General features: G+C 63.9%; 25 protein-coding genes, 1 tRNA gene and 1 riboswitch. Of the genes, 8 read left to right on the forward strand and 18 right to left on the reverse strand.

Annotated elements, in window-relative coordinates; genetic code table 11:
- Position 1: 1 nt before the first annotated feature.
- From AB688_RS21585 to cobO, 6 genes are read right to left on the reverse strand one after another with little or no spacing between them, the layout of a single operon-like run.
- Positions 2 to 1456, reverse strand: coding sequence for a cobyric acid synthase (locus AB688_RS21585; RefSeq protein ID WP_063545848.1), 1455 nt, complete (start codon positions 1454 to 1456; stop codon positions 2 to 4).
- Positions 1453 to 2445, reverse strand: a complete 993-nt coding sequence (gene cobD / locus AB688_RS21590; RefSeq protein ID WP_063545849.1) for a threonine-phosphate decarboxylase CobD — start codon at positions 2443 to 2445, stop codon at positions 1453 to 1455. Before cobD ends, AB688_RS21585 begins: the two co-directional genes overlap by 4 nt.
- Positions 2438 to 3346: an adenosylcobinamide-phosphate synthase CbiB gene (cbiB, locus tag AB688_RS21595; RefSeq protein WP_063545850.1), complete on the reverse strand. Its 909-nt coding sequence runs from the start codon at positions 3344 to 3346 to the stop codon at positions 2438 to 2440. The genes cobD and cbiB overlap by 8 nt, the downstream gene beginning before the upstream one ends.
- Positions 3343 to 3993, reverse strand: coding sequence for a 5,6-dimethylbenzimidazole synthase (bluB, locus tag AB688_RS21600; RefSeq protein WP_054890947.1), 651 nt, complete (start codon positions 3991 to 3993; stop codon positions 3343 to 3345). Before bluB ends, cbiB begins: the two co-directional genes overlap by 4 nt.
- Positions 3990 to 5288 (reverse strand): cobyrinate a,c-diamide synthase, encoded by a 1299-nt coding sequence (locus tag AB688_RS21605; protein ID WP_063545851.1) that lies wholly within the window; start codon positions 5286 to 5288, stop codon positions 3990 to 3992. Before AB688_RS21605 ends, bluB begins: the two co-directional genes overlap by 4 nt.
- Complete coding sequence (gene cobO / locus AB688_RS21610; RefSeq protein WP_054890949.1) at positions 5285 to 5896, reverse strand: cob(I)yrinic acid a,c-diamide adenosyltransferase; 612 nt, start codon at positions 5894 to 5896, stop codon at positions 5285 to 5287. The genes AB688_RS21605 and cobO overlap by 4 nt, the downstream gene beginning before the upstream one ends.
- A 144-nt stretch (positions 5897 to 6040) precedes the next feature.
- Positions 6041 to 6261: riboswitch (cobalamin riboswitch) on the reverse strand.
- Between the two features lie 136 nt (positions 6262 to 6397).
- Between cobO and AB688_RS21615 the strand changes: the two genes are divergently transcribed.
- Positions 6398 to 6976 (forward strand): hypothetical protein, encoded by a 579-nt coding sequence (locus AB688_RS21615; RefSeq protein WP_063545852.1) that lies wholly within the window; start codon positions 6398 to 6400, stop codon positions 6974 to 6976.
- 35 nt (positions 6977 to 7011) lie between these two features.
- Here the strand turns inward: AB688_RS21615 and AB688_RS21620 are convergent, their stop codons facing one another.
- The 3 genes from AB688_RS21620 to hda all read right to left on the reverse strand — a co-directional run bounded on the left by AB688_RS21620 (position 7012) and on the right by hda (position 9155).
- Entirely contained in the window at positions 7012 to 7548 is a 537-nt protein-coding gene (locus tag AB688_RS21620; RefSeq protein ID WP_063545853.1) for a C40 family peptidase, read from the reverse strand.
- 135 nt (positions 7549 to 7683) lie between these two features.
- Positions 7684 to 8325, reverse strand: coding sequence for a C40 family peptidase (locus AB688_RS21625; RefSeq protein ID WP_054890952.1), 642 nt, complete (start codon positions 8323 to 8325; stop codon positions 7684 to 7686).
- A gap of 125 nt (positions 8326 to 8450) precedes the next feature.
- On the reverse strand, positions 8451 to 9155 hold the full coding sequence (gene hda, locus AB688_RS21630; RefSeq protein WP_054890953.1) for a DnaA regulatory inactivator Hda: 705 nt from the start codon (positions 9153 to 9155) through the stop codon (positions 8451 to 8453).
- 322 nt (positions 9156 to 9477) lie between these two features.
- On the opposite strand from hda, the gene choX reads away from it, so the two are divergent.
- From choX to AB688_RS21645, 3 genes are all read left to right on the forward strand, one after another.
- On the forward strand, positions 9478 to 10413 hold the full coding sequence (gene choX / locus AB688_RS21635) for a choline ABC transporter substrate-binding protein (protein ID WP_054890954.1): 936 nt from the start codon (positions 9478 to 9480) through the stop codon (positions 10411 to 10413).
- On the forward strand, positions 10413 to 11333 hold the full coding sequence (locus AB688_RS21640) for an alpha/beta hydrolase (RefSeq protein ID WP_063545854.1): 921 nt from the start codon (positions 10413 to 10415) through the stop codon (positions 11331 to 11333). Before choX ends, AB688_RS21640 begins: the two co-directional genes overlap by 1 nt.
- A 157-nt stretch (positions 11334 to 11490) precedes the next feature.
- Positions 11491 to 12783 carry an MFS transporter gene (locus AB688_RS21645; protein WP_063545855.1) on the forward strand — a complete coding sequence of 431 codons (1293 nt, stop codon included), beginning with the start codon at positions 11491 to 11493 and terminating at the stop codon, positions 12781 to 12783.
- Between the two features lie 495 nt (positions 12784 to 13278).
- Here AB688_RS21645 and AB688_RS21650 read toward each other — a convergent pair.
- The 5 genes from AB688_RS21650 to dapA form a co-directional block, all read right to left on the reverse strand.
- Positions 13279 to 13368, reverse strand: a tRNA-Ser gene (locus AB688_RS21650).
- Between the two features lie 91 nt (positions 13369 to 13459).
- Positions 13460 to 14170, reverse strand: a complete 711-nt coding sequence (gene purC / locus AB688_RS21655; RefSeq protein ID WP_063545856.1) for a phosphoribosylaminoimidazolesuccinocarboxamide synthase — start codon at positions 14168 to 14170, stop codon at positions 13460 to 13462.
- Positions 14171 to 14199: 29 nt separating this feature from the next.
- A complete protein-coding gene (locus AB688_RS21660; RefSeq protein ID WP_063545857.1) occupies positions 14200 to 14958 on the reverse strand; it encodes an MBL fold metallo-hydrolase in 759 nt (252 codons plus the stop codon).
- On the reverse strand, positions 14959 to 16074 hold the full coding sequence (gene bamC / locus AB688_RS21665) for an outer membrane protein assembly factor BamC (RefSeq protein WP_063545858.1): 1116 nt from the start codon (positions 16072 to 16074) through the stop codon (positions 14959 to 14961).
- A gap of 17 nt (positions 16075 to 16091) precedes the next feature.
- A complete protein-coding gene (gene dapA / locus AB688_RS21670; RefSeq protein ID WP_054890966.1) occupies positions 16092 to 16979 on the reverse strand; it encodes a 4-hydroxy-tetrahydrodipicolinate synthase in 888 nt (295 codons plus the stop codon).
- Positions 16980 to 17239: 260 nt separating this feature from the next.
- On the opposite strand from dapA, the gene AB688_RS21675 reads away from it, so the two are divergent.
- Together AB688_RS21675 and AB688_RS21680 are read left to right on the forward strand one after the other, a co-directional pair.
- On the forward strand, positions 17240 to 17797 hold the full coding sequence (locus AB688_RS21675; RefSeq protein ID WP_054890967.1) for a glycine cleavage system protein R: 558 nt from the start codon (positions 17240 to 17242) through the stop codon (positions 17795 to 17797).
- 9 nt (positions 17798 to 17806) lie between these two features.
- Positions 17807 to 18280, forward strand: a complete 474-nt coding sequence (locus AB688_RS21680) for a peroxiredoxin (RefSeq protein ID WP_054890968.1) — start codon at positions 17807 to 17809, stop codon at positions 18278 to 18280.
- Positions 18281 to 18349: 69 nt separating this feature from the next.
- Here the strand turns inward: AB688_RS21680 and AB688_RS21685 are convergent, their stop codons facing one another.
- Both AB688_RS21685 and AB688_RS21690 read right to left on the reverse strand, forming a co-directional pair.
- Positions 18350 to 19420: an AI-2E family transporter gene (locus tag AB688_RS21685; protein ID WP_054890969.1), complete on the reverse strand. Its 1071-nt coding sequence runs from the start codon at positions 19418 to 19420 to the stop codon at positions 18350 to 18352.
- Positions 19421 to 19442: 22 nt separating this feature from the next.
- Positions 19443 to 19682, reverse strand: coding sequence for a sulfurtransferase TusA family protein (locus AB688_RS21690; RefSeq protein WP_063545859.1), 240 nt, complete (start codon positions 19680 to 19682; stop codon positions 19443 to 19445).
- A gap of 119 nt (positions 19683 to 19801) precedes the next feature.
- On the opposite strand from AB688_RS21690, the gene AB688_RS21695 reads away from it, so the two are divergent.
- Positions 19802 to 21235, forward strand: coding sequence for a M48 family metalloprotease (locus AB688_RS21695; RefSeq protein WP_063545860.1), 1434 nt, complete (start codon positions 19802 to 19804; stop codon positions 21233 to 21235).
- A gap of 94 nt (positions 21236 to 21329) precedes the next feature.
- Here the strand turns inward: AB688_RS21695 and nadA are convergent, their stop codons facing one another.
- Both nadA and AB688_RS21705 read right to left on the reverse strand, forming a co-directional pair.
- Positions 21330 to 22388 carry a quinolinate synthase NadA gene (gene nadA / locus AB688_RS21700; protein ID WP_063545861.1) on the reverse strand — a complete coding sequence of 353 codons (1059 nt, stop codon included), beginning with the start codon at positions 22386 to 22388 and terminating at the stop codon, positions 21330 to 21332.
- A gap of 261 nt (positions 22389 to 22649) precedes the next feature.
- Positions 22650 to 24158: a YdgA family protein gene (locus AB688_RS21705; protein WP_063545862.1), complete on the reverse strand. Its 1509-nt coding sequence runs from the start codon at positions 24156 to 24158 to the stop codon at positions 22650 to 22652.
- A gap of 593 nt (positions 24159 to 24751) precedes the next feature.
- On the opposite strand from AB688_RS21705, the gene AB688_RS21710 reads away from it, so the two are divergent.
- A complete protein-coding gene (locus AB688_RS21710; protein ID WP_063545863.1) occupies positions 24752 to 26104 on the forward strand; it encodes an APC family permease in 1353 nt (450 codons plus the stop codon).
- Positions 26105 to 26251: the final 147 nt, after the last annotated feature.

Raw genomic sequence — 26251 nt, forward strand, 5'->3', positions numbered from 1 at the left:
CTCAGGCCACTCCACACAAGGCGCGCAACCGCGCGGTGTCCAGGTGCTGCTCGATGAGGTCGGCCAGGCGTTCGATATCGCGTTCGCGCAGCGCCTCGTAATCGACCACCTCGACGTCATCCAGCCCGGCCCAGCGCAGCAGCGCGGCGCACGACTGGCTACCCTCGAACAAACCGTGCAGGTAGGTGGCGAGGATCTGCCCGTCAGCGCTGATCGCGCCATCGGCACGTCCATCTGCGAGCATCACCGCAGGCTGCTCCAGCGCAGGCCCCTGGGTGACGCCTGCATGAATTTCGTAGCCCGACACCGGTGCCTGCTCGAGGCTCAGCACGCCTTCGACATTGCGCAGCTGCTTTTCGGCTTCCAGCACGGTGGCGTAGTCGAACAGGCCCAGCCCAGCGCTCGAACCCGCCGGCCCTTCCAGCCCCAGCGGGTCGTGCACCTGGCGCCCCAGCATCTGCAGCCCGCCGCAGATGCCGATGAGCTTGCCGCCGTAACGCAGGTGACGGGCAATGGCGCTGTCCCAACCGCGCTCGCGCAACTGCGCCAGGTCACCGCGCACGCTCTTGGAGCCGGGCAGGATGATCAGGTCGGCAGACGGAATCGGCTGGCCGGGGCCAATGAACTGCAAGTCCACCTGCGGGTGCAGGCGCAGCGGGTCGAAGTCGGTGTGGTTGCTGATGCGCGGCAATACCGGAACGATCACCTTGAGCACACGATCGCCCTTGAGCGACTGGCGCCGGTCGATGCCGTCCTCGGCCTCCAGGTGCAGGTCGGTGACGTAGGGCAACACGCCCAGCACCGGTTTGCCGGTACGCTGCTCGAGCCAGTCCAGGCCCGGTTGCAGCAAGGCGATGTCTCCGCGAAAACGGTTGATGACAAACCCCTTCACCCGCGCCTGCTCACTGGGCGACAGCAGTTCGAGGGTGCCGACCAGGTGGGCGAACACGCCGCCACGGTTGATGTCGGCAACCAGGATCACCGGGCAGTCCACCGCCTCGGCAAAGCCCATGTTGGCGATATCGCCGGCCCGCAGGTTGATCTCGGCAGGCGAGCCTGCGCCTTCGACCATCACCACCGGGTAGGCAGCGCTCAGGCGCTGGTGCGAGGCCAGGACCGCCTGCATGGCGATGGCCTTGTAGTCGTGATAGGCGACGGCGTTCATGCTGGTCACCGCGCGGCCATGGACGATGACCTGGGCGCCGGTGTCGCTGTTGGGCTTGAGCAGTACCGGGTTCATGTCGGTATGCGGCGCCAGCCGGCAGGCCTGGGCCTGCACCGCCTGGGCGCGGCCAATCTCGCCACCGTCGGCGGTCACCGCGCTGTTGAGCGCCATGTTCTGCGGCTTGAACGGCACCACGCCGACACCCTGGCGCAACAGCCAACGGCACAGGGCGGTGACCAGCGTGCTCTTGCCGGCATCGGAGGTGGTGCCTTGCACCATGAGGGTGGTCATGCCGATTCCTTCTGGTAGTCCTGCAACGCCTGGCGCAGGCGCTGTTCATCCGCCGCACTGGCAGGCAAGCCGAGACGCACGGCGGCAGGCGCCTCGAACAGGCGCACGAGAATGCCACGGCGGGCGAGAAAGCCGTGAAGCTGGGCGGCGCGCGGATCGCGCAAGTACTGGAACAGGTCGCAGCCGCCAGTGGCGGGCAAGCCAGACTCGGCCAGCAGTGCTGCAAGGCGTGCGCTGGCTTCGGCGCAGCGCACGATCTGCGCCCGCTGCGCCTGGCCATCGGCAAGGCACGACTGGCCGATGATCCGGGTCGGGCCGCTGACCGTCCACGGCCCCAGCATCTCGGCCAGGCGCTGCAGCAGTGGCGCCTCGGCCATGGCGAAGCCCAGGCGCACACCGGCCAAACCAAAGAACTTGCCGAACGAACGCAGCACGATCAATCCGCCACGCCCGCTCTGATCGGTGATGCTGTGTGCCGGGGTGTTGTCCATGAACGCCTCGTCCACCACCAGCCAGCCGCCGCGTCGAGCCAGGCGTGCGTGCCAGTCGAGCAGGCGCTCGCGCGGCACGCAGCGCCCCGTGGGGTTGTTCGGGTTGACCAGCAGCAGCACATCGAGGCGGTCCAGGGCCGCTTCAACCTGGTCGTCATCGAGCTCGACAAGCTCATGCCCGGCGCGCTGCCAGGCATGCGGATGCTCGGCATAGCACGGCGACAACACGCCGACCCGCCCGCGCGTGCGCAAGTGCGGCAAGGCCTGGATCGCTGCCTGAGAGCCCGCCACCGCGAGCAGTTCATCGACACCGTAGTAGGCGCGCGCGGCCTGCTCCAGGCCGTCCTCGACCTCAGGCAGGCGCGCCCAGGCATCCAGCGGAATCGATGGAATGGAGAAGGACCAGGGGGCGATACCGCTGGACAGGTCGAGCCAGTCTTCGCGTGCGATACCGTACTGGTGCACAGCGCGCAGCAGGCGGCCACCATGTTCAAGCATAGAGCCAGGCCCCCGTGCAGATCACCAGCAGCCACAGCCATACGCCGCGCTGCACCAGGCTCCAGCCGCGCTCGATGGCATCAGCGTCGGCCACCGGCCCCTCGCCCAGGCGCGCCCGTTCGTGCAGCTCACCGTGGTACACCGCCGGGCCTCCCAGCTCCACGCCGAGGGCACCGGCCCCTGCGGCCATCACCGGGCCTGCGTTGGGGCTGTCCCACAGCGGCGCCTGGTTGCGCCAGCAACTGAGCGCCAGGCGAGTCTTGCCCAGCAATGCGTAGGTCAAGGCCACCAGCCTGGCCGGCAGGTAGTTGAGTACATCGTCGATACGCGCTGCGGCCCAGCCGAAGCGCTCGAAACGTTCGTTGCGATAACCCCACATGGCATCCAGGGTATTGCTCAGGCGGTACAGCACCACGCCCGGCGCACCGGCCACGACGAACCAGAACAGCGCGGCGAATACCGCATCGCTGCCATTCTCCAGCACCGACTCGGTCGCGGCGCGGGCCACGGCAGACTCGTCGAGCTCGCGGGTCTCGCGGCTGACCAGATAGCCCACCCGCCGCCGTGCTTCATCCAGATCCCCTTGGCGCAGGGCCTGGGCCACGGGCAATACATGCTCGCCCAGGCTGCGCATCCCCAGCGCGCAATACAGCGCCAGGGCGTCCACCAGCCAACCGATGTAGGGCAGCCACGACAGGATCAGCGCCACCAGGGTCAGGGGCACCACGGCCAGGAACCAGGCGCTGACCCCATGGCTGCGCCAGCCGCGGCCACCGGCATTCAAGCGTTGCTCCAGACGCCCGGCGAAATTGCCGAAGGCCACCAGCGGATGACGCCGCTGCGGCTCGCCCAGCAGCGCATCCAGCGCCACGCCGGCGACAGTCAGCAAGGCGATGCTCATGCCTGCTCTCCCCATTGGTTCTCGTAGAGCATCTCGCTCAGCGGCCGTTCACGCGCCCAGTCTTCCAGCACCAGCATGGGCGCCTCGTAGAATTTCGCCACCGGCCCCAGGCACAACACCGCCACAGGCTTGGCCCCGGCCGGCATGCCCAGCAGCTCGCCCAGCGCCTGCGGGTCGAACAGCGACACCCAGCCCATCCCCAGGCCTTCGGCGCGTGCGGCCAGCCAGAGGTTCTGGATCGCGCAGGCCATCGACGCCAAATCCATTTCCGGCAGGGTCCGGCGGCCAAAGATGTGCGGCTCGCGCTTGTCCATCAAGGCGGCAACCAGCACCTCGGCGCACTCGCCGATGCCTTCGACCTTGAGCTGCATGAAGGCGTCGGAGCGCTCGCCGAGGGCCTCGGCGGTGCGAATCCGCTCCTCCTCCACTAGCGCCTGGATGCGCAGGCGCAGATCGCGCTGGCTGATACGAATGAAGCGCCAGGGCTGCATCAGTCCGACGCTGGGCGCCTGGTGCGCGGCGGCCAGCAGCCTGGCGAGCAGCTCAGGCGCCACATCGCCGCCGATGAAGTGGCGCATGTCGCGACGCTCACCGATCGCTCGGTAGACCGCAGCGCGCTCGGCCTCACTGAAAGCGTGTTCGTTCATGGTCGCAACAGCGCCGCCGCCGCATCGGGATTGGAAGGGAAATAGAAGTGCACGTAGGACGCCGTCAAGCGCCCCAGACGATAGACCGCCTCGTTGCCACGTCCGCCATTGGGGCTCAGGCCACGGGCGATGGGCGCAAGCTCGGTGGTGGTCAGCGAGTGGTGGTAGGTATGGCCACGCAGGGTGCCTTCAGGCAATTCGACGGCCTGCAGCGCCAACGCGGCGAGGCGCTTCTGCATCACGGCCTCGCCGGGCAACAGGCCCAGCAGCTCGGCACGTTCGCCCGCAACGTCGGTCAAGGCCTCAAGCAGGTAGAGCATGCCGCCGCATTCGGCCAACAAGGGTTTGCCTTCGTCATGGTGGCCGCGGATCGCCTCGCGCATCGGCGCGTTGGCCGCCAGGGCGTGGTGATGCAGTTCGGGGTAGCCGCCGGGCAAATACAGGCTGTCGACCGTAGGCAGGTGCCGGTCGTGCAAGGGCGAGAAGAACACGAGCTCCGCGCCCTGATCGCGCAGCAGGTCGAGGTTGGCGCCATAGAGGAAGGCGAACGCCTCGTCGCGGGCCACACCGATGCGCACACCGGCAAGGCTTGCGGTCGAGGGGTCGGCGTGTGGTTCGACAAAGGCCACCGGCGGCGGCAAGGCAGCATCGCAGCTGGCGCCCAAGGCCTCGGCGGCAGCGTCCAGACGTGCATCCAGATCGTTCAGCTCACTGGCCTGGACCAGGCCGAGGTGACGGCTGGGCAACTCGATGCCGCGCTCGCGAGACAACCCGCCATACCAGCGCAAACCTTCGGTCAGGCTACCTTCGAGCAGTTGCGCATGGCGCAGGCTGCCGACCCGGTTGGCCAGCACGCCAGCGAATGGCAGGTCAGGCTGGTAGCGCGCCAGGCCCAGGGCCAGGGCCCCGAAGGTCTGGGCCATGGCCGTACCATCGATCACCGCCAGCACCGGCACGCCGAAATGCCGCGCCAGGTCAGCGCTCGACGGCGTACCGTCGAACAGCCCCATGACACCTTCGATGAGGATCAGGTCGGCGTCGGCGGCAGCGTCCCACAACAGACGGCGGCTCTCCTGTTCGCCAATCATCCACATGTCCAACTGGTACACCGGCGCGCCGCTGGCGCGCTCCAGGATCATCGGGTCGAGAAAATCCGGCCCGCACTTGAACACCCGCACCTTGCGCCCGAGGTTGCGGTGCAGGCGCGCCAAGGCGGCGGTGACGGTGGTCTTGCCCTGGCCGGAGGCTGGTGCGGCAATCAGCACCGCCGGGCAATGACGGGTGGCTCGACTCACAGTTCAACGCCCTTCTGTGCGCGGATACCGGCCTGGAAGGCGTGCTTGAGCATGCCCATCTCGGTCACGGTGTCGGCCAGCTCGATCATTTCCGGCTTGGCCCCGCGGCCAGTGACGATCACGTGTTGCATCGGAGGACGGGCCTGGATGTCCGAGAGCACCTGGTCCAGGTCGAGGTAGCCGTGCTTGAGGGCGATATTCAGCTCATCGAGCACTACAAACTGCACCGACGGGTCCTGCAGCAACTGGCGGGAGACGGCCCAGGCCGCCTCTGCTGCGGCGATGTCGCGCTGGCGGTCCTGGGTTTCCCAAGTGAAGCCCTCGCCCATCACGTGGTAGCGCACTTCGTTGGGAAAGCGGCGGAAGAACAGCTCCTCGCCGGTGCTGTTACGACCCTTGATGAACTGCACCACCCCGCACTGCATGCCATGCCCCAGCGCACGGGCAAGCATGCCGAAGGCCGAGCTGCTCTTGCCCTTGCCATTGCCAGTGAGCACCAGCAGCAGGCCGCACTCATTCGGGGAATTGGCGATACGTTCGTCGATGATCGCTTTTTTGCGCTGCATGCGTGCCAGGTGGCGTTCGTCGCGCTCGATGGATTCGCTCATCAGGGGTTCTCCGCAGGCTGTCGACGCGCCGGTCGGGCACTCGCGGGCGGGCACCAGGCAACGACAGATAAACAAGGCAGGCAGGCGAAGGGAGCGCGCAAAAGCCGTGGCGATACCACGGGGCAGCGCGCATCACCCTCCGTGATGCCGTTGACAGTGACAGGCCGGTCTCCGGGCTCGTGAGCCGGGCCTTGGCCCGAAACCGCGCGCCTTCCCGGGTGCGGACACCCAGTGGCCTTGCGCGGCCTTGACTCACCTACCGTTGCGGGGGCAGCGCCGGATTCGCGCCCTGCTGGCGCCCACCGGCTTCCCAGTTTCACCCTGCCGGAGCTGATCCGCAGAGCACCTGAAACACGCCGCGAAGGTTAGAGGGTTGCACAGGGAGCGTCAATTAAACGCGGACGATGAACGGTTGATCTGGATGCTTGTCTCACTATTGAAGCAGTGATATCACATAGCCATCACCGGCTGTACGCGACCATAATAAAAGGAGAGCGCGGCATGCAAGGCTTGATCATCAACAACCCGCACCTGGAATTCCTGCGCCCGGCCCTGGAGCGCTGGATCGACTGCATCGACCGCTTCAACCAGATCCATGGCGACGGCGATGCGCCCTATTGGCACGGCGCCCAGGCCAATGCCGGTATCCTCGCCGCCGCTGCCTGGCAGGCCGAGCTGGTGGCGTTGCAGCACTATCAGAGCAAGAAGCAGCGTGACGAAGGCGAGCGCGAAGGGCGCTGCGACCTGTCGATTGCCGGCGCCGAACAATCCATTCATCTGCACACTGAGCAGCGCTGGCCGAAGATCGCCCGCCTGGACCTGGCGGGCGCCCTGCAGGAGGCGGCGACGTTGGCGCGGCTGGCAGCCTATCCCAGCCAGCTCAAGGCCGGGGCGCTGTTTGTCAGCCCGTGGAAGGCGGGGCAGCATGCAAGCCCCGAGGAACTACAGGATATGGTCGATGACTTGAACAAGCACACGGCCTGCGCGATTGCCTGGTACTTCCCGTATGCGTACCGCAAGCTGCATAACGAGTCAGGGCAATACCACCCGGGCGTGGCGTTGTTGCTCAAGCAGGCTTGAACGTGCGCCGGGGCTGCTGTGCAGCCCCGACAATCTCAGGGATTCTGCGCCAGATGCCCTGGCGCCAACACCCGCTTGGCCTGCAAATAGGCCTTGGACCAGTAGCTGTTCGACAGGTAGTCCAAGCGCACCGTACCGCCGGTGGACGGCGCATGCACGAAGCGCCCCTCCCCCACGTAGATCCCGGCATGGCTCACCTGCGAGCCACCGCCGGTGGCGAAGAACACCAAGTCACCGGATTGCAGCGAATTGATGTCCACGGTCGGTGCACGCATGACGATCATCTCGCGCGTCGAGCGTGGCAGGTTGATGTTCGCCGCGTCGCGGTACACATAACCGATCAGGCCACTGCAATCGAAACCCGAATCCGGCGTGTTGCCGCCCCAGCGGTACGGGGTGCCGACCAGGCCGATGGCACGGATCAACACATCGTCCGCCACAGGCGACGAGGAAGGCTGGTCGATGAAGGTGATCTGCGGCTTGGCCACAGGTGCCGGTGCCGGAGCACGGCTGGAACAGGCGGCAAGCAGTGCCACCAGGGAAAGGAATGCGAAGCGCGTCATCATCGCCATGGGTCAGAACCTGTCTGAGACCAATCGGCCGCAGCCGAAAAAAGAGTTAAGGATTTAGATTAGACGCTATTCGTAAATGCGCACGGCGGCTAGCTTTTCAGCTACGCCGCCGTGCGAGGATACAGCATTTTGATATCAGTTGCGCGACAGGGTGGTGGTCGGCGCCATGGCCAAGGCACGCTTGGCTTCGATGAAGGTCTTGCTCCAGTAACGGTCACCGAGGTTGTCGATGCGCACACCACCGCTGCGGCGGCTGCTGGAGTGGATGAACTGGTTGTCACCCAGGTAGATGCCGGCATGGCTGACACGGCCACGGCCATTGGTGCTGAAGAACAGCAGGTCACCCGGCTTGAGCTTGTTGCGTGCGACCTTGGGGGCGTCGACGTTGATCATCTCGCGGGTCGAACGCGGCAGATTCATGCCGGCCTCTTCGCGGAACAGGTAGCCGATGAAGCCGCTGCAATCGAAGCCGGACTGCTCGGAAGTACCGCCGAAACGATAACGGGTGCCGATCAGCGACATGCCACGCTCCAGAATGCTGTCTGCAAGGACGGGCAGCTGGTAGGGCTTGCTATTGCTGGAGAAGGCTTGAAGGTCTTCATCGGTGGCGAGGTCTTCTTCGTCGAATACCGACGAATGCGAAGCCTTGGCCTTGACCGCGGTTTGCGCGGTGACCGATGGGTGATCCTGGGGCTGGGAAATCGGGCCTTGGGCCGCGCAGCCAAAAAGCAGGGTCACGAGTGCGAGTGGCACGAGGGGTGCGAAGCGCTTGAGCATGGGCACGACCGTGTCTGTAATCCTTTAGAAGGGGGAAACTATGCCTTCTATCGGACCTATTTGCAAATTTTATCGAAAAAAATGTGACTTTTGCGTTTTGCCGCTCTGGCCCGGTGTTTTCAGGGTTACCAGCCGAGGGTTTCCTTGAGGAAGGGAATGGTCAACTTGCGCTGGGCTTGCAGCGAGGCCTGATCGAGGCGTTCGAGCAGATCGAACAGTGCACTCATGCTGCGCGTTCCACGCGTGAGAATGAAGTGCCCGACCTCATCGGTCAGGTGCAAACCACGGCGCGAGGCGCGCAATTGCAAGGCACGCAGCTTGTCTTCGTCGGACAGGCCACGCATCTGGAAAATCAGTGCCAGGGTGAGCCGTGACTTGAGGTCGGCGAGCTTGATCGGCAGCTCACGCGGCGAACTCGAGGCCGCCAGCAGCAGGCGCCTGCCGCTGTCACGCAGGCGATTAAACAAATGGAACATCGCCTCTTCCCAGTCGGCCTTCCCGGCAATCACGTGCAGGTCGTCGATGCACACCAGCTCGTACTGCTCCAGATGGTCGAGCAACTCCACGCCTCGGTCGAGCAACTGCGCCAACGGCAGGTAGACGGCGGGTTCGCCCAGTTGCTGGAAACGGTGGGTGGCAGCCTGCAGCAGGTGGGTGCGCCCTGCGCCCTGCTTGCCCCACAGATAGATGAGGCTCTCGGTCCAGCCCGCGTCGGCTTCGCACAGCCGCTCGACGTAGCCCAATGCCGCAGCATTGGCGCCCGGATAGTAGTTGATGAAGGTGGCGTCATCGCGCAGGCGCACACCCAGGGGCAACTGGATTGGTTTCATGCTGGCTGGCGGTCGCGAGGACCAAAGGGGGCCTTTGGTGAAGAGTGCGCAAAGTCTATACCCGCAGCGCGGGCGGCACAATCGGGGAAGGGAATAGCGCAAGTAAAATCAACAGGTTGCGTGATTTTTGAGCAATCAGAGCATCACCTTGGCCAAGCGCCCCGCCCATTAGCGTGCCAGACTCGAAGTCGCCTGGGTGCAAAAGCAGGTCGCCTGGGTGCGATTTTTCCACTCGCCCGGCTCATAACCTGAACGGCAGCCACCGCCGCGCGGGGCGTCATGACATAACAACGATAATCACCGTCTCGTGAGGGGAAAAGTCATGCAGCGATCGATCAAGGCGGCCACCTGCGCCGCACTCCTGGGTATCAGCGCAGCCAGCTGGGGCGCAGAACCCGCCGCTTGCCAGAACGTGCGCATGGGCTCGGTGAACTGGACCGACGTCGTCGCCAGCAGCGCCGTCGCCGAAGCCCTGCTCGACAGCCTGGGCTACAAGGTCAAGCAGACCAGCGCCTCGCAGCAGATCATCCTGGCCGGCATGGCGGAAAAACGCCTCGATGTGTTTCTCGGTTACTGGCAGCCGACCATGCAATCGGTGGCCAAGCCCTTCCTGGACAAACAGCAGATCGACGTGATCAGCCCCGCCACCCTCGCCGATGCGCAGTCCACCTATGCCGTGCCCGCCTACGCCTACGACGCGGGCCTGAAGACCTTCGCCGACATCGCCAGGTTTCGCGACAAGCTCAAGAACCAGCTGTACCTGATCGAACCCGGCAGTGGCATGAACCGCATCACCGCACAGATGATCGCCGAAGACAAATTCGGCCTGAAGGGTTTCAAGGGCATCGAGTCCAGCGAGGCCGGCATGCTGACGGCGGTCAAGCGTGCCGTGCAGAAGAACGAGTGGGTGGTGTTCGCCGGCTGGAAGCCGCATCCGATGAACCTGCAGATCGACATGCGCTACCTCTCCGGCAGCGACGACGCCTTCGGCCCCAACGAAGGCTCGGCCACCGTCTCGATCATGACCGCAGCCGGTTACCAGCAACAATGCGGCAACGTCGCCAAGCTGCTGCACAACCTGCGCTTTACCAGCGAAGGTGTCAGCCAGGTCATGGAGCCGATCCTCGACCGCAAAGCGCCGCTCGATGCCGCTCGAGACTGGCTCAAGGCGCACCCCGAGCAGGTCTCGGCCTGGCTCGAGGGCGTGACCACATTCGACGGCAAGCCCGCCAATGCAGCATTGGTCGCGCAACAGTAATGCAGCGCTACCCTCTCTCGGCCGACATGCAGGCCTTCATCGAGCGGACCCGCGCCTTCGGCGTGGCCGATCCTGCACTGGCAGCCCAGCGCGCGGCCTATTCGCGCATGGCCGCAGCCTTCACCCCGCCATGCCCGGAAGGCGTGCAGGTGCGAGATTTGAATATGCCGGGACTGGTGCCGTTGCGCGTGTTCCAACCGGCACAAGCAGCACCGGCCGGAGGGTGGCCAGCGCTGCTATTTATGCATGGTGGTGGCTGGATGCTTGGTGGGCTCGACTCACACGCATTCTTCTGCGCCGAACTGACGGCGCGCTTGGGAGTGGCGGTGGTCGCGGTGGATTACCGACTCGCGCCGGAACACCCCTTCCCCGCCGCCCTGCACGACAGCCTCGCCGTCTGGCGCGCCCTGCGCGATGGCGCGCTGGATGTACCGGTTGACCCCACACGACTGGTAGCCATCGGCGACAGCGCCGGGGGCAATCTCGCCGCCGCCCTGTGCCTGGCACTGCGTGAAGCGGATGAGCCGCAGCCGCGCATGCAGGCGCTGATCTATCCAGCGCTGGGTGACGAGGACAGCGTGTCGCGACGCGAATGTGCCGATGCACCGCTGTTGTCTGTCGACGACATGCACGCCTGCCTGAACGTCTATCTGCCCTCTACCACTCACAGCCCGCTGGCGCTGCCATTGCTCGCCCGCGACCTCACAAGGCTGGCGCCCGCTTTCATTGCCGTGGCCGAATTCGACCCACTGCGCGATGACGGCCTGCGCTATGCACAACGGTTGAGAGACGACGGAGTGGCGGTCGATGACTTCCCAGGCCATGGACTGGTCCATGGCTGCCTGCGGGCCAGGGGGTTGCCGGAGGTGGAGGCACTGTACGAGGCGCTGTTTGCAGCGCTCAGGAACAGCCTCGATTGAGCCCCTTTTACCGAGACCGCCCGACCTGAAAGCGTGGGCTAGTCCCGCGAGGGAGGCGCCTACCTAATGAAAGTTTCATGTTTTGACCCATGCTCTTTCTGCAAGAATCTTTAGTTACAACCTCTTACAAAGATTCGCTGAATAGCTGGAGCACGTGATGAATCCCCCCCTCCCTGCCAAAGCACCGTCCAAAGCCGGAAGAGTCTTCCGGGTGACCTCCGGCAATTTTCTCGAACAGTTCGACTTCTTCCTGTTCGGTTTCTACGCCACCCAGATCGCTGCCGCGTTCTTCCCTGCCAGCAACGAATTCGCCTCATTGATGATGACCTTCGCCGTATTCGGCGCAGGCTTCCTGATGCGCCCGCTGGGGGCGATCATCCTCGGCGCCTACATCGATGACGTCGGCAGACGCAAAGGCCTGATCGTGACCTTGGCGATCATGGCCAGCGGTACCTTGCTGATCGTGTTCGTGCCCGGCTATGCCAGCATCGGCCTGTGGGCGCCGGCCCTGGTATTGCTCGGCAGGCTGCTGCAAGGGTTCTCGGCGGGTGCCGAGCTCGGTGGTGTTTCTGTTTACCTGGCAGAGATGGCCACGCCCGGGCGCAAAGGCTTCTACGCCAGTTGGCAATCGGCCAGCCAGCAGGTCTCCATCATGGTTGCCGCTGCCCTGGGCTATGGCCTGAATCAGTGGTTGTCCGCCGAGGAGTTGTCCCAGTGGGGATGGCGGATTCCCTTTGCCGTGGGCTGCCTGATCGTCCCGTGCATCTTCCTGCTGCGCCGCAACTTGCAGGAGACCGAAGAGTTCGCCAAACGCGAGCACCGCCCGACCATGAGCCAGGTGTTCAAGACACTGTGCGCCAACGCATCGGTGGTGATCCTGGGCATGCTGATGGTGGCCATGACCACCACCGCCTTCTACATGATCACCGTGTACGCCCCGACCTTTGGCAAAACCGTACTGCAGCTCGATACCAGTGACGCATTGATGGTGACCTTGCTGGTCGCCGTGTCCAACTTCCTGTGGCTGCCGATCGGCGGCACGTTGAGCGATCGCCTGGGACGCAAACCGCTGCTGGCGGCGATGTCCCTGCTGACCGTGCTCACGGCATATCCTGCGCTGTCGTACCTAGCCCAGGCCCCCAGCTTCGCTCACATGCTGGAGGTGCTGCTGTGGTTCTCGTGCCTCTATGGCGTGTACAACGGCGCACTGATCCCGGCCCTGACCGAAATCATGCCCACCGAAGTGCGTGTTGCCGGATTCTCCCTGGCTTATAGCCTCGCCACCGCGGTGTTCGGCGGCTTCACCCCGGCGGTGTCCACCTGGGCGATCCATGCCACGTCAGACAAGGCCGCCCCGGCTTACTGGCTGATGTTCGCAGCGCTGTGTGCGTTCACTGCAACGCTTGTGCTGTATCGCCGTCGGCCTGCCCGCAGCACGGCTGTTGCCTGAGGGTGTGACGGATCTTTACGAGTGCTGTGCAGAGCGCTGGAAAGTAACTCCGCATAACCGAAAAAGCGCGCCCGAGAATCTCGGGCGCGCTTTCGGCTTAGTCCTGGTTCATTCTAACTGTAGGAGCGGGCTGGTCCCGCGATGGGGGCGCCGCCGTCGGCAAAGATCCATAGCGATCTACTGGCATCCTGGTCAAAGCCATCCTGACCAGGCCTCTGGCCGCAGCCAGCTCCTGACCCATAACACAAGGCAATCATCGGTCTGCAATGCTCAAGGCAACACCCAGATCCTGAGCAACCTGTTTCAAAAGGAATTCGAGTTTCAGTTATCGAAGTGGCCTGTCAAAGCCGGTCGTTGAATTGGCAACGACCCGGCGCGACTATAGGCCGAAGCGCTGATATCTGCCGCAAACTCTCGAGAGCCTCGAGCCTACCTATCGTCGAATTTTGCCCATAAAAAAGCCCCGCTGATTTTCATCAGCGGGGCTTTTAGGTATGGCGGAGAGATAGGGATTTGAACCCTAGGTACTGTTGCCAGTACAACGGATTTCGAATCCGTCCCGTTCGACCACTCCGGCATCTCTCCAGTGGCGCGCATCATACCAGCGTTTTCGTTTCTGGCAAACCTTTTTCGAAAAAAATTCGCGTGGTATCAGGCGCTTGCGTGAGCGTGCGGGTTACAGCGGCACGCCCAGGCGCTTGGCGACTTCTTCGTAGGCTTCGATGACATCGCCCAGACCCTGGCGGAAGCGGTCCTTGTCCATCTTCTTGCGGGTTTCCTTGTCCCACAGGCGGCAGCCGTCAGGGCTGAACTCGTCGCCCAGGACGATCTGACCGTGGAATACGCCGAACTCCAGCTTGAAGTCGACCAGCAGCAGGCCAGCGTCATCGAACAGCTTGCTCAGCACTTCGTTGACCTTCAGCGACAGCTTCTTCATCTCGACCAACTGCTCGGCGGTGCCCCAGCCGAACGCGACAACGTGGGATTCGTTGATGAAGGGGTCGCCCTTCTCGTCGTTCTTCAGGAACAGCTCGAAGGTCGAAGGGGTCAGCTGGATGCCTTCCTCGACGCCCAGGCGCTTGACCAGGCTGCCGGCCGCGTAGTTACGCACGACGCACTCGACCGGGATCATGTCCAGCTTCTTGACCAGGCACTCGTTGTCGCCCAGCAGCTTGTCGAACTGGGTCGGCACGCCGGCCTCTTCGAGCTTCTGCATGATGAAGGCGTTGAACTTGTTGTTGACCATGCCCTTGCGGTCCAGCTGCTCGATGCGCTTGCCGTCGAACGCCGAGGTGTCGTTACGGAACAGCAGGATCAAGCGGTCGGCGTCGTCGGTCTTGTAAACCGATTTGGCCTTGCCGCGGTAGAGTTCGTCGCGTTTTTCCATGATGGGCTCCGCTTGCTTGAGTGGTTGGGCTAGGCGATTTCGCGCCAGTCGAGCCCGTGTTCCTGATTCGCCACCTGGAGCCAGTCCGGATCGCACCCCAAGGTGTCGACGAAGCACTGACGGGCCAGTTGTGGCAGGTTGTTCTTGCTGCTGAGGTGGGCCAGCACCAGGTGTTGCAGGTGCTTCCAGCCCAGCTCGGCCACCAGGTTGGCAGCCTGGTGGTTGTTCAGATGTCCTTGGCTGCCGCCAACCCGCTGCTTGAGAAAGTACGGGTAGTGCCCGCGTGCGAGCAGGTCACGGCAGTGATTGGCCTCGATCAGCAACGCGTCGAGGCCCTGGTAACGCTCCAGCAGGTACGTATCGTAGCTGCCCAGGTCTGTGAGCATGCCGAAACGCCGGCGCCCGTCACTGATCACGTATTGCAGGGGTTCGAACGCATCGTGCTCGACCCGCGCGGCACTGACCTGCAGGCTGCCGATGTCCAGTACGTCCCCACAACCGAGAAAACCGGCGACCTCCACCGGCTTGCGCATGCCGCGCAAGGTCCCTTGGCTGAGGTAGACCGGTACATTGTAGCGCCGCGACAGCAACCCGACGCCATGCACGTGGTCGGCATGTTCGTGGGTCACCAGCACGGCGCTCAGTTGTGCTGGCGACACCCCGAGCAGCGCCAGGCGCCGCTCGGTCTCGCGCAGGGAGAACCCGCAATCGACCAGGACGAAGGTATCGTCACTGGCGATCAGCGTGCCATTTCCTTGGCTACCGCTTCCCAGTACCGCGAAGCGCACTTAGCCCAGACGGTCCTGGATCGCGCTCAGCACGCGGCGGGCCACATCGGCCGGGGCCACGGTGTTGATGTTCTTCTCCACGGTAACCTGGACCGACTCGCCCACCTTGCTCAAGCGAACCTGGTAGCGCTCGGCACGTGCCTCACGCTCTTCCTTGCTCGGCGCGCTGCCGAACAGGCGGCTGAAGAAGCCCGGCTCGTTCTGCTTGTCCTCGGGTTTCTCCGACAGGTTGATGTAGTACAGGCCCAGGCTGCGGTTGATGTCCTCGACACGCCATTCGCCCTGCTCCAGGGCGCGGCCTACACCAGACCAGGCGCGGTCCAGGTCCGAGCCCAGGAACAGCACCGGGTTGCCGCTGCCGTCTTCGCTCAGGCTGACCTGGCTTGGGGCATCGAAATCGCGTGCCGCCAGCAGCGACACCGAACCGCCCTTCTCGGCGCTGCGGTTCATGCTGGCCAGCAGCTCGTCGACCAGCAGCGCATCGACGCCGGTGTTGGTCGAAGTGCTCGGGAAATCAGGCTCGGCAGTGCTGCCGGCCGGGCGCTCGACACTGACCACGTACACCTCGGAGGTATTGCGCTGCACGCCAGGCTCCATGCGCACACGGACGCGCACTTCGCTGTCCGGGCTGCTAGAGGTGCTGGCCAGACGCTGGCCGAGCGAGGCGGACAATTCGTCGAAACGCTGCCAGGTGGTGTTGAATTCACCGGTCTGCGGACGCTCTTGCGCGACGCGGAAACCGTTGTCTTCGAAGTATTGGCGGGCGACCGGCCAGACTTCGGCCGGCGAGCGCTGGGCCAGCACCCAGCGGTTGGCGCCGCTGCGCTGCAGGGTGAAATCGCTGACGTCGGCGCTGGCCGACAGCGGCTGCGGACGCGGCACTTCGAACTCGCCAGTGGCGTTGTCGTCGGCCACGTTGCGCGGGATCGGCAGCAGCGGATCCAGACGCTTGACGTTGGCGGCGTCCGGCGGCAGTTGCATCGGCGCAGTCGGGTGCGCCTGCAGGTAATCGCTGCCGCGGTCGCGGAAATAGCCATCCTCGCCCCACAGCCAGCCGCACCCGCTGGTGCTGGAGATGATCAGGGCGAGCGCGGAAAGACCAGCCAGTCGCTTCATGCGGTGTACTTCCTCGATTAAACCAGTACGCCGGACTGGCGCAAGGCAGTACGGACTTTTTCGTGACAGCCTTCGCTCAGCCAGGTCAGCGGCAGGCGAATGCCCTTGTGCATCAGGCCCATTTCCACCAGCGCCCACTTCACAGGGATCGGGTTGGCTTCGCAGAACAGGTCTTTGTGCAGCGGCATGAGTTTTTCGTTGATCGCGCGGGCCTTCTCGGCATTGCCCTCAAGGGCGGCCTCGCACAGATCGGCCATTTCGCGCGGGGCGACGTTGGCAGTGACGGAAATGTTGCCCTTGCCGCCCATAAGGATCAGCTCGACGGCCGTCGGGTCGTCGCCGGACATGACGATGAAGTCGCTGTCGACGCCCTCGATGATGGCCTTGGCACGGGCCAGGTCGCCGGTGGCTTCCTTGATGCCGATGATGTTCTTGACCTTCGACAGGCGGATCACGGTCTCGGCCTGCATGTCGCAGGAGGTGCGGCCGGGCACGTTATAGAGGATCTGCGGGATGTCGACGGCTTCGGCGATGTGCTTGAAGTGCTGGTACAGGCCTTCTTGCGTCGGCTTGTTGTAGTACGGCACCACCAGCAGGCAGGCGTCGGCGCCGGCGTTCTTGGCGTTCTGCGTCAGGTGCACGGCTTCGGCGGTGGAGTTGGCGCCGGTGCCGGCGATCACCGGGATGCGGCGGGCGCTGCGCTTGACGCGCTCGACCACGTGCTTGATGACCAGGATGTGCTCTTCGACGTCAAGCGTGGCGGATTCGCCAGTGGTGCCAACCGCTACGATCGCGTGGGTGCCCTTTTCCAGGTGGAAGTCGACCAGTTTATCGAGGCTGTCCCAATCCAGACGCCCTTGTGCATCCATGGGTGTGACCAATGCCACCATACTGCCCGCGATCATGAAACTGCTCCTGCCGGAAAAAGAGAGCGGTAATGGTACTGGCGCCATCGACCTTGCACAAGCGAAGCTGGCGGGCGGAGCATTCCCCTCGGCCTCGCTTTTCGCTACCCTTGATTCTTTGATCGGCGCAGTGCGGCCCGCCGGGCCGTCGACAGTGCTCCAGGCCAGTACTTCGTCATCCCCCAAAGGGCTGCGAATGCGGGTGACAGGGAGGCTAGCTCTCGTCCTTCGCCGACCGCTCATCGCTTTAGGAATGCTGCATGTCCACCGCCCCCCGCGAACAATTCCTCGTCATCAGTGCCTTGGGCCCCAATCCCATGGAGCTTGCCAACGTCCTCAGCCGCGCGGCCTTCGAAAACCGCTGCGCGGTGGTCACCTCGCGCCTGTCGCGCCACGGCGAAACCAGCGCTCTGGTATTGCAGGTCGGTGGCAGCTGGGATGCCCTGGCCCGTCTTGAGACCACCCTGCCCGGCCTTGGCAAGAAGCACGGCCTGACCCTCGATGTGGTGCGCAGCGCCGAGCAGGAGGTTCGCCCACAGGCCCTGCCCTACGTGGCCTACGTCAGCGCCGCCTATCGCCCGGACATCATCAACGAGCTGTGCCAGTTCTTCCTCGACCACCGCGTCGAGCTCGACGGGATGACCTGCGACACCTACCTCGCCCCGCAGACTGGCAGCAGCATGCTCAACGCCCAGTTCACCGTGATCCTGCCGGCCGGCACCCAGATCAGCTGGCTGCGCGACCAGTTCCTGGATTTCGCCGACGCCCTGAACCTGGACGCCCTGATCGAACCCTGGCGCCCACAGAACCCTGTCTAAGGAGCTCCCATGGCCGTTGCCATCGACCAACCCGTTGCCGACTTCCAGGCCCAGGCCACCAGCGGCCAGACCATCAGCCTGTCCGCGCTCAAGGGCCAGCAGGTGGTGCTGTACTTCTACCCGAAGGACAGCACGCCGGGCTGCACCACCCAGGGCCAGGGTTTCCGTGACCAGCACGAAGCCTTCAAGGCTGCCAACACCGTGGTGCTGGGCGTATCGCGTGACGGCATCAAGTCGCACGAAAACTTCAAGGCCAAGCAGGGCTTCACCTTCGAGCTGATCAGCGACAAGGACGAGGCGCTGTGCCAGCTGTTCGACGTGATCAAGCTGAAAAAGCTGTATGGCAAGGAATACCTGGGCGTGGACCGCAGCACCTTCCTGATCGACAAGGACGGTGTGCTGCGCCAGGAATGGCGCGGGGTGAAGGTGCCCGGGCATGTGGATGCGGTGCTGGCGGCAGCGCAGGCCCTGAACAAGGCCTGATATCGCCTTGGATTGCTTCGCGGGCAAGTTCGGCGTTCCGACTTGCCCGCGAAGAAGAACGCTACGCCCCTACAGCAGTGGCGCCACCGTAGGCTCCTGCCTCGGCCAGGCATCGAGCACCGCCTTGAACAGCGTCGCCAGGGGAATGGCGAAGAAGATCCCCCAGAACCCCCACAGCCCACCGAACAGCAGCACCGCGCAGATGATTGCCACCGGGTGCAGGCTTACCGCCTCCGAGAACAGCAGCGGCACCAACACGTTGCCATCCAGCGCCTGGATGATCGCGTACACCGCCATCAGATAGATGAACTGATCACCCCAGCCCCACTGGAACAGCGCGATCAGGGTCACAGGCACGGTCACCACCACCGCCCCCACGTAGGGCACCACCACCGACAACCCCACCAGCAGCGCCAGCAGGGCCGCGTAGTTGAGCCCCAGGCTGATGAAAGCGATATAGGTGGCGATCCCGCAGATCAGGATCTCGATGCCCTTGCCGCGGATGTAGTTGGCGATCTGCCGATTCATCTCGTCGCCCACGCGAGTCAGCAACCTGCGCTCGCGCGGCAGGTAGCCGCTGACCCAACGGGCGATCATCTCGCGGTCCTTGAGGAAGAAGAACACCAGGATCGGCACCAGCACCAGATAGATCATCGCGTTGACCAGCAGCGGCAGGCTGGAGAGCGAGAACGTCAGCGCCCACTGGCCGAACTTGCCGATCTCACCGCGCACCGACTCGATGGCGCGCAGCACCTGCTCGTCCGAAACCAGGTGCGGATAGCGCTCGGGCAGCAGCAACAACAGCGATTGCCATTTGCCGAGCATGCCCGGCAACTCGTTGAACAGGGTGATCAACTGGTGCCAGAGCAGCGGCACCAGCACCACCAGGAACACTCCGAGCGCCCCCATGAAGAGGGCGAACACCAGCCACACCGCCATGCGCGTCGGTACCTTGAAGCGCTCCAGAGCGTTGACCAGCCCCTGCATGAGGAACGCCAGGACCATGCCCGCCAGCACCGGCGCGAGCATGCCACCGAGCGTGAGTACCACGGTGAAGCCCAGGAACAGCAGGACCGCCAACACCACCGCTTCCTCATCGGAAAAGTAGCGCTGCATCCAGTCGCGAAGCACTTTGAACATTGACGATCCTTGGGAAAAAGACTCAGGCCTTGCGCAGCCAATAGGTGTAGATCCCTGACTCGGCCGTTTCACGAAGCAGCGTATGACCGGCAAGCTGGGCAAAAGTGCGAAAGTCACGCTGCGAGCCGGCATCGGTGGCCACCACCTTGAGGACCCCGCCGCTGGCCAGGCGATTGAGCTCCATTTTCGCCTTGAGCAGCGGCAGTGGGCAGTTCAGCCCGCTGGCGTCGAGCTCAGCATCGCAGGTGGGGGTATCGATCATCGGGGGTCTCCATGGCGGGCGCAACAAGGTGTTGCAGACGATGTCGGTAGGATACCGCCACTGGTCGCCAAGGTGCGAGCGGGCTACAGTAAGGGTTTTTGATCGACGCGAGCTTCTGCATGAATCTACTGCGCCCCACCCTGCTGACGCTGGCCTGCCTGATGGCCCTTCCTGGCCACGCCGACGACCTGCCGTCGCTGGGGGATGCCAGCTCTGCGATCGTCTCGCCGAAACAGGAGCACGACCTGGGCCGTGCCTGGCTGAGCCTGCTGCGCGGCCAGGTCAACCAGCTCAACGACCCGCAGCTCAAGGACTACGTCGAGACCAGCGTGTACAAACTGGCCGAGACCAGCCAGTTGCAGGACCGACGCTTGGAATTCATCCTGATCGACAGCCGCGAACTCAACGCCTTCGCCGCGCCCGGCGGCATCGTCGGGGTCAACGGCGGCCTGTTCCTCAACGCCCAGACCGAAGGCGAGTACGCCTCGGTGCTGGCCCACGAACTGGCGCACTTGTCGCAGCGCCACTTCGCTCGCGGTGTCGAGGCCCAGCAGCGTATGCAGCTGCCGATGATGGCGGCGCTGCTGGCCGGTATCGTACTGGCCGCCGGCGGCGGCGGCGATGCCGGGATCGGCGTGATCGCCGGCACCCAGGCCGCGGCCCTGCAGGAGCAACGACGCTTCTCGCGGCAGAACGAGCAGGAGGCCGACCGCATCGGCATCCTCAACCTGGAAAAGGCCGGCTACGACCCGCGCAACATGCCGAGCATGTTCGAGCGCCTGGCCCGCCAGTATCGCTATGACGCCAAGCCACCGGAATTCCTGCTGACCCACCCGGTCACCGAATCGCGTATCGCCGACACCCGCAACCGCGCAGAACAGGCGCCCAAGGGCGGTGTCGAGGACAGCCTGCGCTACCAACTGATCCGTGCCCGTGTTGCCCTCACCTATGAAGGCACACCTGGCCTTGCCGCCAAGCGTTTCCGTGCCCAGCTCGACGAAAACCCCAACATTGACGCGGCCCGCTACGGCCTGGCCCTGGCGCAGATCAAGGGTGGCCAGTTGAACGAGGCACGGGAAAACCTCAAGCCACTATTGGCCAAGGCGCCCAACGACATCACCTACAACCTGGCGCAGATCGACCTGGACATCACCAACAATCGCCTGGCCGATGCCCAGCAGCGAGTCACCCGCATGCAGGGGCTGTATCCGGGCAACTACCCGCTCAAGCAGGTGAGCGCCGACCTGCTGGTCAAGCAGAACAAGCCGGCCGAGGCGGAAAAGGTGCTGGATGACCTGGTGAAAAACCGGCCAGACGATCCGGATGTCTGGTATGAGGTGGCCGAGGTGCGCGGCCTGTCGGGCAACACGATTGGCCTGCACCGGGCACGAGCGGAGTACTTCACGCTGGTGGGTGATTTCGACCAGGCGATCCAGCAGTTGGACTACGCCAAACGCCGGGCGGGAAGCAACTTCCCACTGGCGTCGCAGATCGACCAGCGCCAGCGGGAGATCATGGAACAGCAGCGGATGGTCAAGGACATGATGCGCTGATATGGACAGGGGCCGCTGCGCGCCCCAATCGCGGGACAAGCCCGCTCCCACAGCGAGCGAGGGCATCACTCACTGAGGGAGCGGCGGTCTGGCGTCAGGCGTTACCGGAGAGCTTGAGACGCGCCGCCTGGGTAAAGTCCAGCATCCGGTTCAGTGGCTTGATCGCCCGCGGAATCAGCGCCGGCTCGACGAAGATTTCATTGCTGCCCTTGCGCAGGCAATCCAGCGTGCGCTCCAGCGTGTTCATCGCCATCCACGGGCAGTGCGCGCAACTGCGGCAGGCGGCGCCATTGCCGGCGGTCGGCGCTTCGACGAATACCTTGTCCGGACACAGCTGCTGCATCTTGTAGAAGATGCCGCGGTCGGTGGCGACGATGAAGGTCTTGTTGGGCAGCGTCTGCGCAGCCTTGATCAGCTGGCTGGTCGAACCCACGGCATCGGCCAGGTCGATCACCGACTCAGGCGACTCCGGGTGCACCAGGATCGCGGCATCTGGATACAGCGCCTTCATGTCGGCCAACTGGCGCGACTTGAACTCTTCATGAACGATGCAGGCACCATCCCACAGCAACATGTCGGCGCCGGTTTTCTTCTGGATGTAACGGCCCAGGTGCTGGTCCGGGCCCCAGATGATGGTCTCGCCGTTATCCATCAGGGTCTCGACGATCTCCAACGCGCAGCTGGAGGTCACCACCCAGTCGGCACGCGCCTTTACCGCTGCCGAGGTGTTGGCGTAAACCACCACGGTACGCTCCGGGTGCTGGTCGCAGAATGCCGAGAACTCCTCTACCGGGCAGCCCAGGTCAAGGGAGCAGGTAGCTTCCAGGGTCGGCATCAGGATGCGCTTTTCCGGGGTAAGGATCTTCGCGGTCTCGCCCATGAAACGCACACCGGCGACCACCACGGTGTCAGCCGGATGGTTCTTGCCGAAGCGGGCCATTTCGAGGGAGTCGGAAACGCAACCACCGGTCTCCTCGGCCAGGGCCTGGATAACCGGATCGCAGTAGAAGTGGGCAACCAGAACCGCGTTCTGTGCCTTGAGCTCGGCAGCGATGGCCGCACGGTAATCGGCCTCCTGCACGGGCGTCAGCGGATGGGGCTGCTTGGCGTCAAGGTGGGCTTGAACCAGGAGACGTTCGGAAATCTGGGTCATGATCGCTGGACCTGCGTGCGCGTCAGTCGAGTGTACCACCCGGCCCTGGCAGATCGGCTAACGGTGCCGGATGGCCGGCAGTGGCGGGCCATCGCGGCCCATCTGCGGGCGCGGATTATTATCGGACGGCGAAGGCTACAGGCAATCGGGGGAATGCAAAAGGGTTTTTCAAAGGGATGAGGCATTCAAGGAAGAACCCGTTCCCACAGGTGCATTGGCACTGCAGAAACGGGCCTACCCGCAAAGCCCTTTCGGGAATCGTCAGCCCTGCGGCGACAAGGCTGCCAGGTGCATGCTCATCAGCATGGCAAACTCTTCGACAGTCATCTTCTTGCCGTTGAAGTCGACCATCCCATCGGCATAGTTCAGCTTCGACACGATATCGCTGCCCTCTTCCAGCGCCATCCCACTCTGCAGCGCCATCACGCCGAACATGTTGCCTGCCTGACCGGCTTGCTGGGCAATGGCCTGAGGATCATTCTGGCCATCGAGCAACGCTTGCAACGTCACCAGATCCACGACCATTGGCTTGGACACCGACAGCTTGCCCTGCAGGCGCGTGATCAGCTGCTTGGCAAACTGGTCCGGCGGCAGGTCGAAGGAGGTCGGATTGGCGAAGTCCAGCGACAGGTTGAAGTGGCTCTGGCCATTGGCCGTCTTGAACGACAGGTCTTCCACCGCCAGTTGTGGCTTGTCGGCCAGCAATTTCTGCAGGTCGCCCTGGACCTTGGCGGTCTCCTCCGGGCTCATGTTCAGCGACGGCACCGCCTCGCCACGGGCAGCGGCCTCCTGCAGCTCGGGCGCCTTGGTCTGGTACCACTCCAGCAGTGCCTGAGTGGCCGGCATGTTCACCGACTTCATGCTCAGCACCATCTGCCCGCTGCCCACTGCGCGACCGGCGTAGGTGATGTCGGACACCTTGTACTCCAGGCGCCCACCCAGCTTGTCCTGGCCCTCGGCGCTGTACAGGCTGTTCTGCTCCAGCCCCTTGAGCACCAGCACGTCCTGCTTCGGTCCGAGCGTGGCTTGCAGATCGGCCAGCAGCAGGTTCAGGTGGCCGACATAGATCATGTCGTGGCCGGTACTGGTCAGCTCGCCACCGATCTTGAAGCCGTTGAACTGCAACTTGACCGGTGGATGATCATCACCGACCAGGGTCATGTCCAGGCGCTCGGCATTGCCGTGGATTTCCACCGCCTTGCCTTCACGATCCCCTTTGAGCACCAGTTGCATGCCCGCGAAGTCGAGGACATTGCCATCACCTTCGTCCAGCTTCACCGGCGCCAGCCGGATGTCGCTCTCGACGCCACCGCCATAGCCCAGGCTGACCTGGCCAACCACCGGCGACTTGTCGCCTGCAGCGGCAAACCACGATGCGGTGCCGTCATCCTTCTGCAACTGGCTGTTGCTGACCGCCATCACCGGCAGCAGCTTGAGCGCCTTGACCCGCGACCAAGGGAAAGGGCCATGCTCGATATGGTCGATCACACCGACCTCGAAGCTCACCGGCTCACCCTCGCCGAGGCGCAGGTCGTTGGCCTTGAGCCGGTACTGCGCGTCGCTGGTGAACAGGTGCTGGTCAAGCGAGACCAGCTCGATGGTCATGGTGCCACCCGTACCGACCAGCGCCTTCTGCAACTCCGCGTTGCCGCGGGCGATGGACTGCTCCAGTTCCGTCGGCAGCTGTTTGCCGGTGTACCAGGCGCCGGCAGTGGTGACGACGGCGATGGCGACGGCCAGGCCGGAAAGGATGCCTACTGATTTCTTCATGAATAGAACCGATTGCTGTCCATAGGGCTGATGGTGGCGCGAAGCACGCGACCGGGGGTGCCAAGCGTAGCACTGTCGCTTGCCGGCCGCGGTGTTCGCCCGGGAGATTTTCCTGCACTTGCGACGCGTCCTACAACTGCCGACGGGTGACGGCTGCACAGAGCACAACTGTCCTTACTGATCAAATCGTTACAGGAGGCATGGTCCACGACCAAGATCGTAAAATTTTACGAACACCAAAATCTGCTTTTTACTGTGAAAATCATATAACAGGGTTCAAGAGTGGATAAAAAGCCGATAAAAACCTGAAAACCTATCACTCTGTCATGTTTAACTTGACACCCAACCGTCCAATCGTCTTTTATTTTCCCCACCTTGCTCCGCGCCCTATACACCAAAAAAAAGACCGCGCCGCCATCATGCCTGTCCGCCCCTGCCCCCAGGCGCCGCCGTTTCGCCGGCCTCGCCCGTACTGACTCCCGCGCCCACGCGCGAACCTTCGCTCCGCTAAAAGGTGAACAACATGGAGCTCATCCGCCCGACCTTGCCGTGCCCGTCGCCCGCCTCGTCCCGTCATCGCCGGGAGTGCCAGCATGCAGCCTGAGCACCCTGCCAGCCGTCACGAGCAGTTTCGCAAGTCCCTGCGCCTCTGGCAGGTCGTGATCATCGGCCTGGCGTACATCGCGCCAATGACCGTCTTCGATACCTTCGGCATCGTCTCCGGCATCACCGCCGGTCACGTGCCCAGCGCCTACATCCTGGCCCTGCTGGGCATCCTGTTCACCGCCGTGAGCTACGGCACGCTGGTACGGCGTTTCCCCGAGTCGGGATCGGCCTACACCTACACGCAACGTGCGATCAACCCGCACGTGGGTTTCCTGGTCGGCTGGTCGTCGCTGCTCGACTACCTGTTGCTGCCGATGGTCAACGCCCTGCTGGCCAAGCTGTACCTGTCGGCGATGTTCCCCGAGGTGCCGGCATGGGTGTGGGTGGTGGCCTTCGTCACCCTGATCAGCCTGGTCAACATGCGCAGCATCAACCTGGTGGCCAACTTCAATACCCTGTTCGTGGCGGTGCAGATCGCGATCATGGCCGTGTTCGTCTACCTCTGCGTGCGCGGCCTGCACCAGGGCGAAGGGCTGGGCACGGCCTGGACGTTGATGCCGTTCGCCGATGAACAGACGCAGTTCAGTGCACTGGTCGCCGGCGCAACCATCCTGTGCTTCTCGTTCCTGGGCTTCGACGCCGTCACCTGCCTGTCAGAAGAAACCCGCGACCCGGCGCGCACCATCCCGCGCGCGATCTTCCTGATCGCCCTGATCGGCGGCGTGGTGTTCATCGTCATGTCGTTCTTCATCCAGGCGTACTTTCCGACCATGGACCGCTTCCAGGATCATGAAGCCGCCCTGCCGGAAATCGCCCTGTACGTCGGTGGCAAGCTGTTCCAGTCGGTGTTCATCGCCTGCACGGTGATCAACACCATCGCCTCGGGCCTGGCGTCCCAGGCCAGCGTGTCCCGCCTGCTGTTCGTGATGGGCCGCGACAAGGTGATCCCGGCCCGCCTGTTCGCCCGTCTGCACCCGCGCTATCGCACCCCGGTGCTGAACATCGTGGTGGTGGGTGTGGTCGCCCTGTCGGCGATCTTCTTCGACCTCGTGACCGCCACCTCGGTGATCAACTTCGGCGCACTGATGGCCTTCAGCTTCGTCAACCTGTCGGTCATCAACCATTGCTATGTTCGCGAGCGGCGCAACAAGGGCCTGACCAACAACCTCAAGTATCTGGTGCTGCCGACGATAGGCTTTTGCATCATCGCCGTACTGTGGATCGACCTGGACGAGCATTCGCTGGCGTTCGGCGGCGCCTGGGCCTTGTGCGGCGTGCTGTACCTGGCCTGGCTGACCAAGGCGTTTCGCGTCGCCCCGCCAAGCTACGTGGCCGAATGAACCACCCTGCCGACAACGCCCGCGCTTGAACGCGGGCGTTGTCTTGATCGAGAAGGAAACGCTCCATGTCGCTGCGCCGTCTCTCCATCCAGTGGAAAATCACCCTGCTTGCCGGCCTGTGTCTGCTGGCGGTGGTCGCCTTGCTGG

It is taken from the genome of Pseudomonas putida, assembly GCF_001636055.1.
GTDB classification, from domain to species: domain Bacteria; phylum Pseudomonadota; class Gammaproteobacteria; order Pseudomonadales; family Pseudomonadaceae; genus Aquipseudomonas; species Aquipseudomonas machongensis.

What these genes read in the sequence shown, in the direction of transcription:
- AB688_RS21585 (WP_063545848.1), bottom strand. Translation starts at nt 1,456, where the DNA reads ATGACCACCCTCATGGTGCAAGGCACCACCTCCGATGCCGGCAAGAGC.
- cobD (WP_063545849.1), bottom strand. Translation starts at nt 2,445, where the DNA reads ATGCTTGAACATGGTGGCCGCCTGCTGCGCGCTGTGCACCAGTACGGT.
- cbiB (WP_063545850.1), bottom strand. Translation starts at nt 3,346, where the DNA reads ATGAGCATCGCCTTGCTGACTGTCGCCGGCGTGGCGCTGGATGCGCTG.
- bluB (WP_054890947.1), bottom strand. Translation starts at nt 3,993, where the DNA reads ATGAACGAACACGCTTTCAGTGAGGCCGAGCGCGCTGCGGTCTACCGA.
- cobO (WP_054890949.1), bottom strand. Translation starts at nt 5,896, where the DNA reads ATGAGCGAATCCATCGAGCGCGACGAACGCCACCTGGCACGCATGCAG.
- AB688_RS21615 (WP_063545852.1), top strand. Translation starts at nt 6,398, where the DNA reads ATGCAAGGCTTGATCATCAACAACCCGCACCTGGAATTCCTGCGCCCG.
- AB688_RS21620 (WP_063545853.1), bottom strand. Translation starts at nt 7,548, where the DNA reads ATGGCGATGATGACGCGCTTCGCATTCCTTTCCCTGGTGGCACTGCTT.
- AB688_RS21625 (WP_054890952.1), bottom strand. Translation starts at nt 8,325, where the DNA reads ATGCTCAAGCGCTTCGCACCCCTCGTGCCACTCGCACTCGTGACCCTG.
- hda (WP_054890953.1), bottom strand. Translation starts at nt 9,155, where the DNA reads ATGAAACCAATCCAGTTGCCCCTGGGTGTGCGCCTGCGCGATGACGCC.
- choX (WP_054890954.1), top strand. Translation starts at nt 9,478, where the DNA reads ATGCAGCGATCGATCAAGGCGGCCACCTGCGCCGCACTCCTGGGTATC.
- AB688_RS21640 (WP_063545854.1), top strand. Translation starts at nt 10,413, where the DNA reads ATGCAGCGCTACCCTCTCTCGGCCGACATGCAGGCCTTCATCGAGCGG.
- AB688_RS21645 (WP_063545855.1), top strand. Translation starts at nt 11,491, where the DNA reads ATGAATCCCCCCCTCCCTGCCAAAGCACCGTCCAAAGCCGGAAGAGTC.
- purC (WP_063545856.1), bottom strand. Translation starts at nt 14,170, where the DNA reads ATGGAAAAACGCGACGAACTCTACCGCGGCAAGGCCAAATCGGTTTAC.
- bamC (WP_063545858.1), bottom strand. Translation starts at nt 16,074, where the DNA reads ATGAAGCGACTGGCTGGTCTTTCCGCGCTCGCCCTGATCATCTCCAGC.
- dapA (WP_054890966.1), bottom strand. Translation starts at nt 16,979, where the DNA reads ATGATCGCGGGCAGTATGGTGGCATTGGTCACACCCATGGATGCACAA.
- AB688_RS21675 (WP_054890967.1), top strand. Translation starts at nt 17,240, where the DNA reads ATGTCCACCGCCCCCCGCGAACAATTCCTCGTCATCAGTGCCTTGGGC.
- AB688_RS21680 (WP_054890968.1), top strand. Translation starts at nt 17,807, where the DNA reads ATGGCCGTTGCCATCGACCAACCCGTTGCCGACTTCCAGGCCCAGGCC.
- AB688_RS21685 (WP_054890969.1), bottom strand. Translation starts at nt 19,420, where the DNA reads ATGTTCAAAGTGCTTCGCGACTGGATGCAGCGCTACTTTTCCGATGAG.
- AB688_RS21690 (WP_063545859.1), bottom strand. Translation starts at nt 19,682, where the DNA reads ATGATCGATACCCCCACCTGCGATGCTGAGCTCGACGCCAGCGGGCTG.
- AB688_RS21695 (WP_063545860.1), top strand. Translation starts at nt 19,802, where the DNA reads ATGAATCTACTGCGCCCCACCCTGCTGACGCTGGCCTGCCTGATGGCC.
- nadA (WP_063545861.1), bottom strand. Translation starts at nt 22,388, where the DNA reads ATGACCCAGATTTCCGAACGTCTCCTGGTTCAAGCCCACCTTGACGCC.
- AB688_RS21705 (WP_063545862.1), bottom strand. Translation starts at nt 24,158, where the DNA reads ATGAAGAAATCAGTAGGCATCCTTTCCGGCCTGGCCGTCGCCATCGCC.
- AB688_RS21710 (WP_063545863.1), top strand. Translation starts at nt 24,752, where the DNA reads ATGCAGCCTGAGCACCCTGCCAGCCGTCACGAGCAGTTTCGCAAGTCC.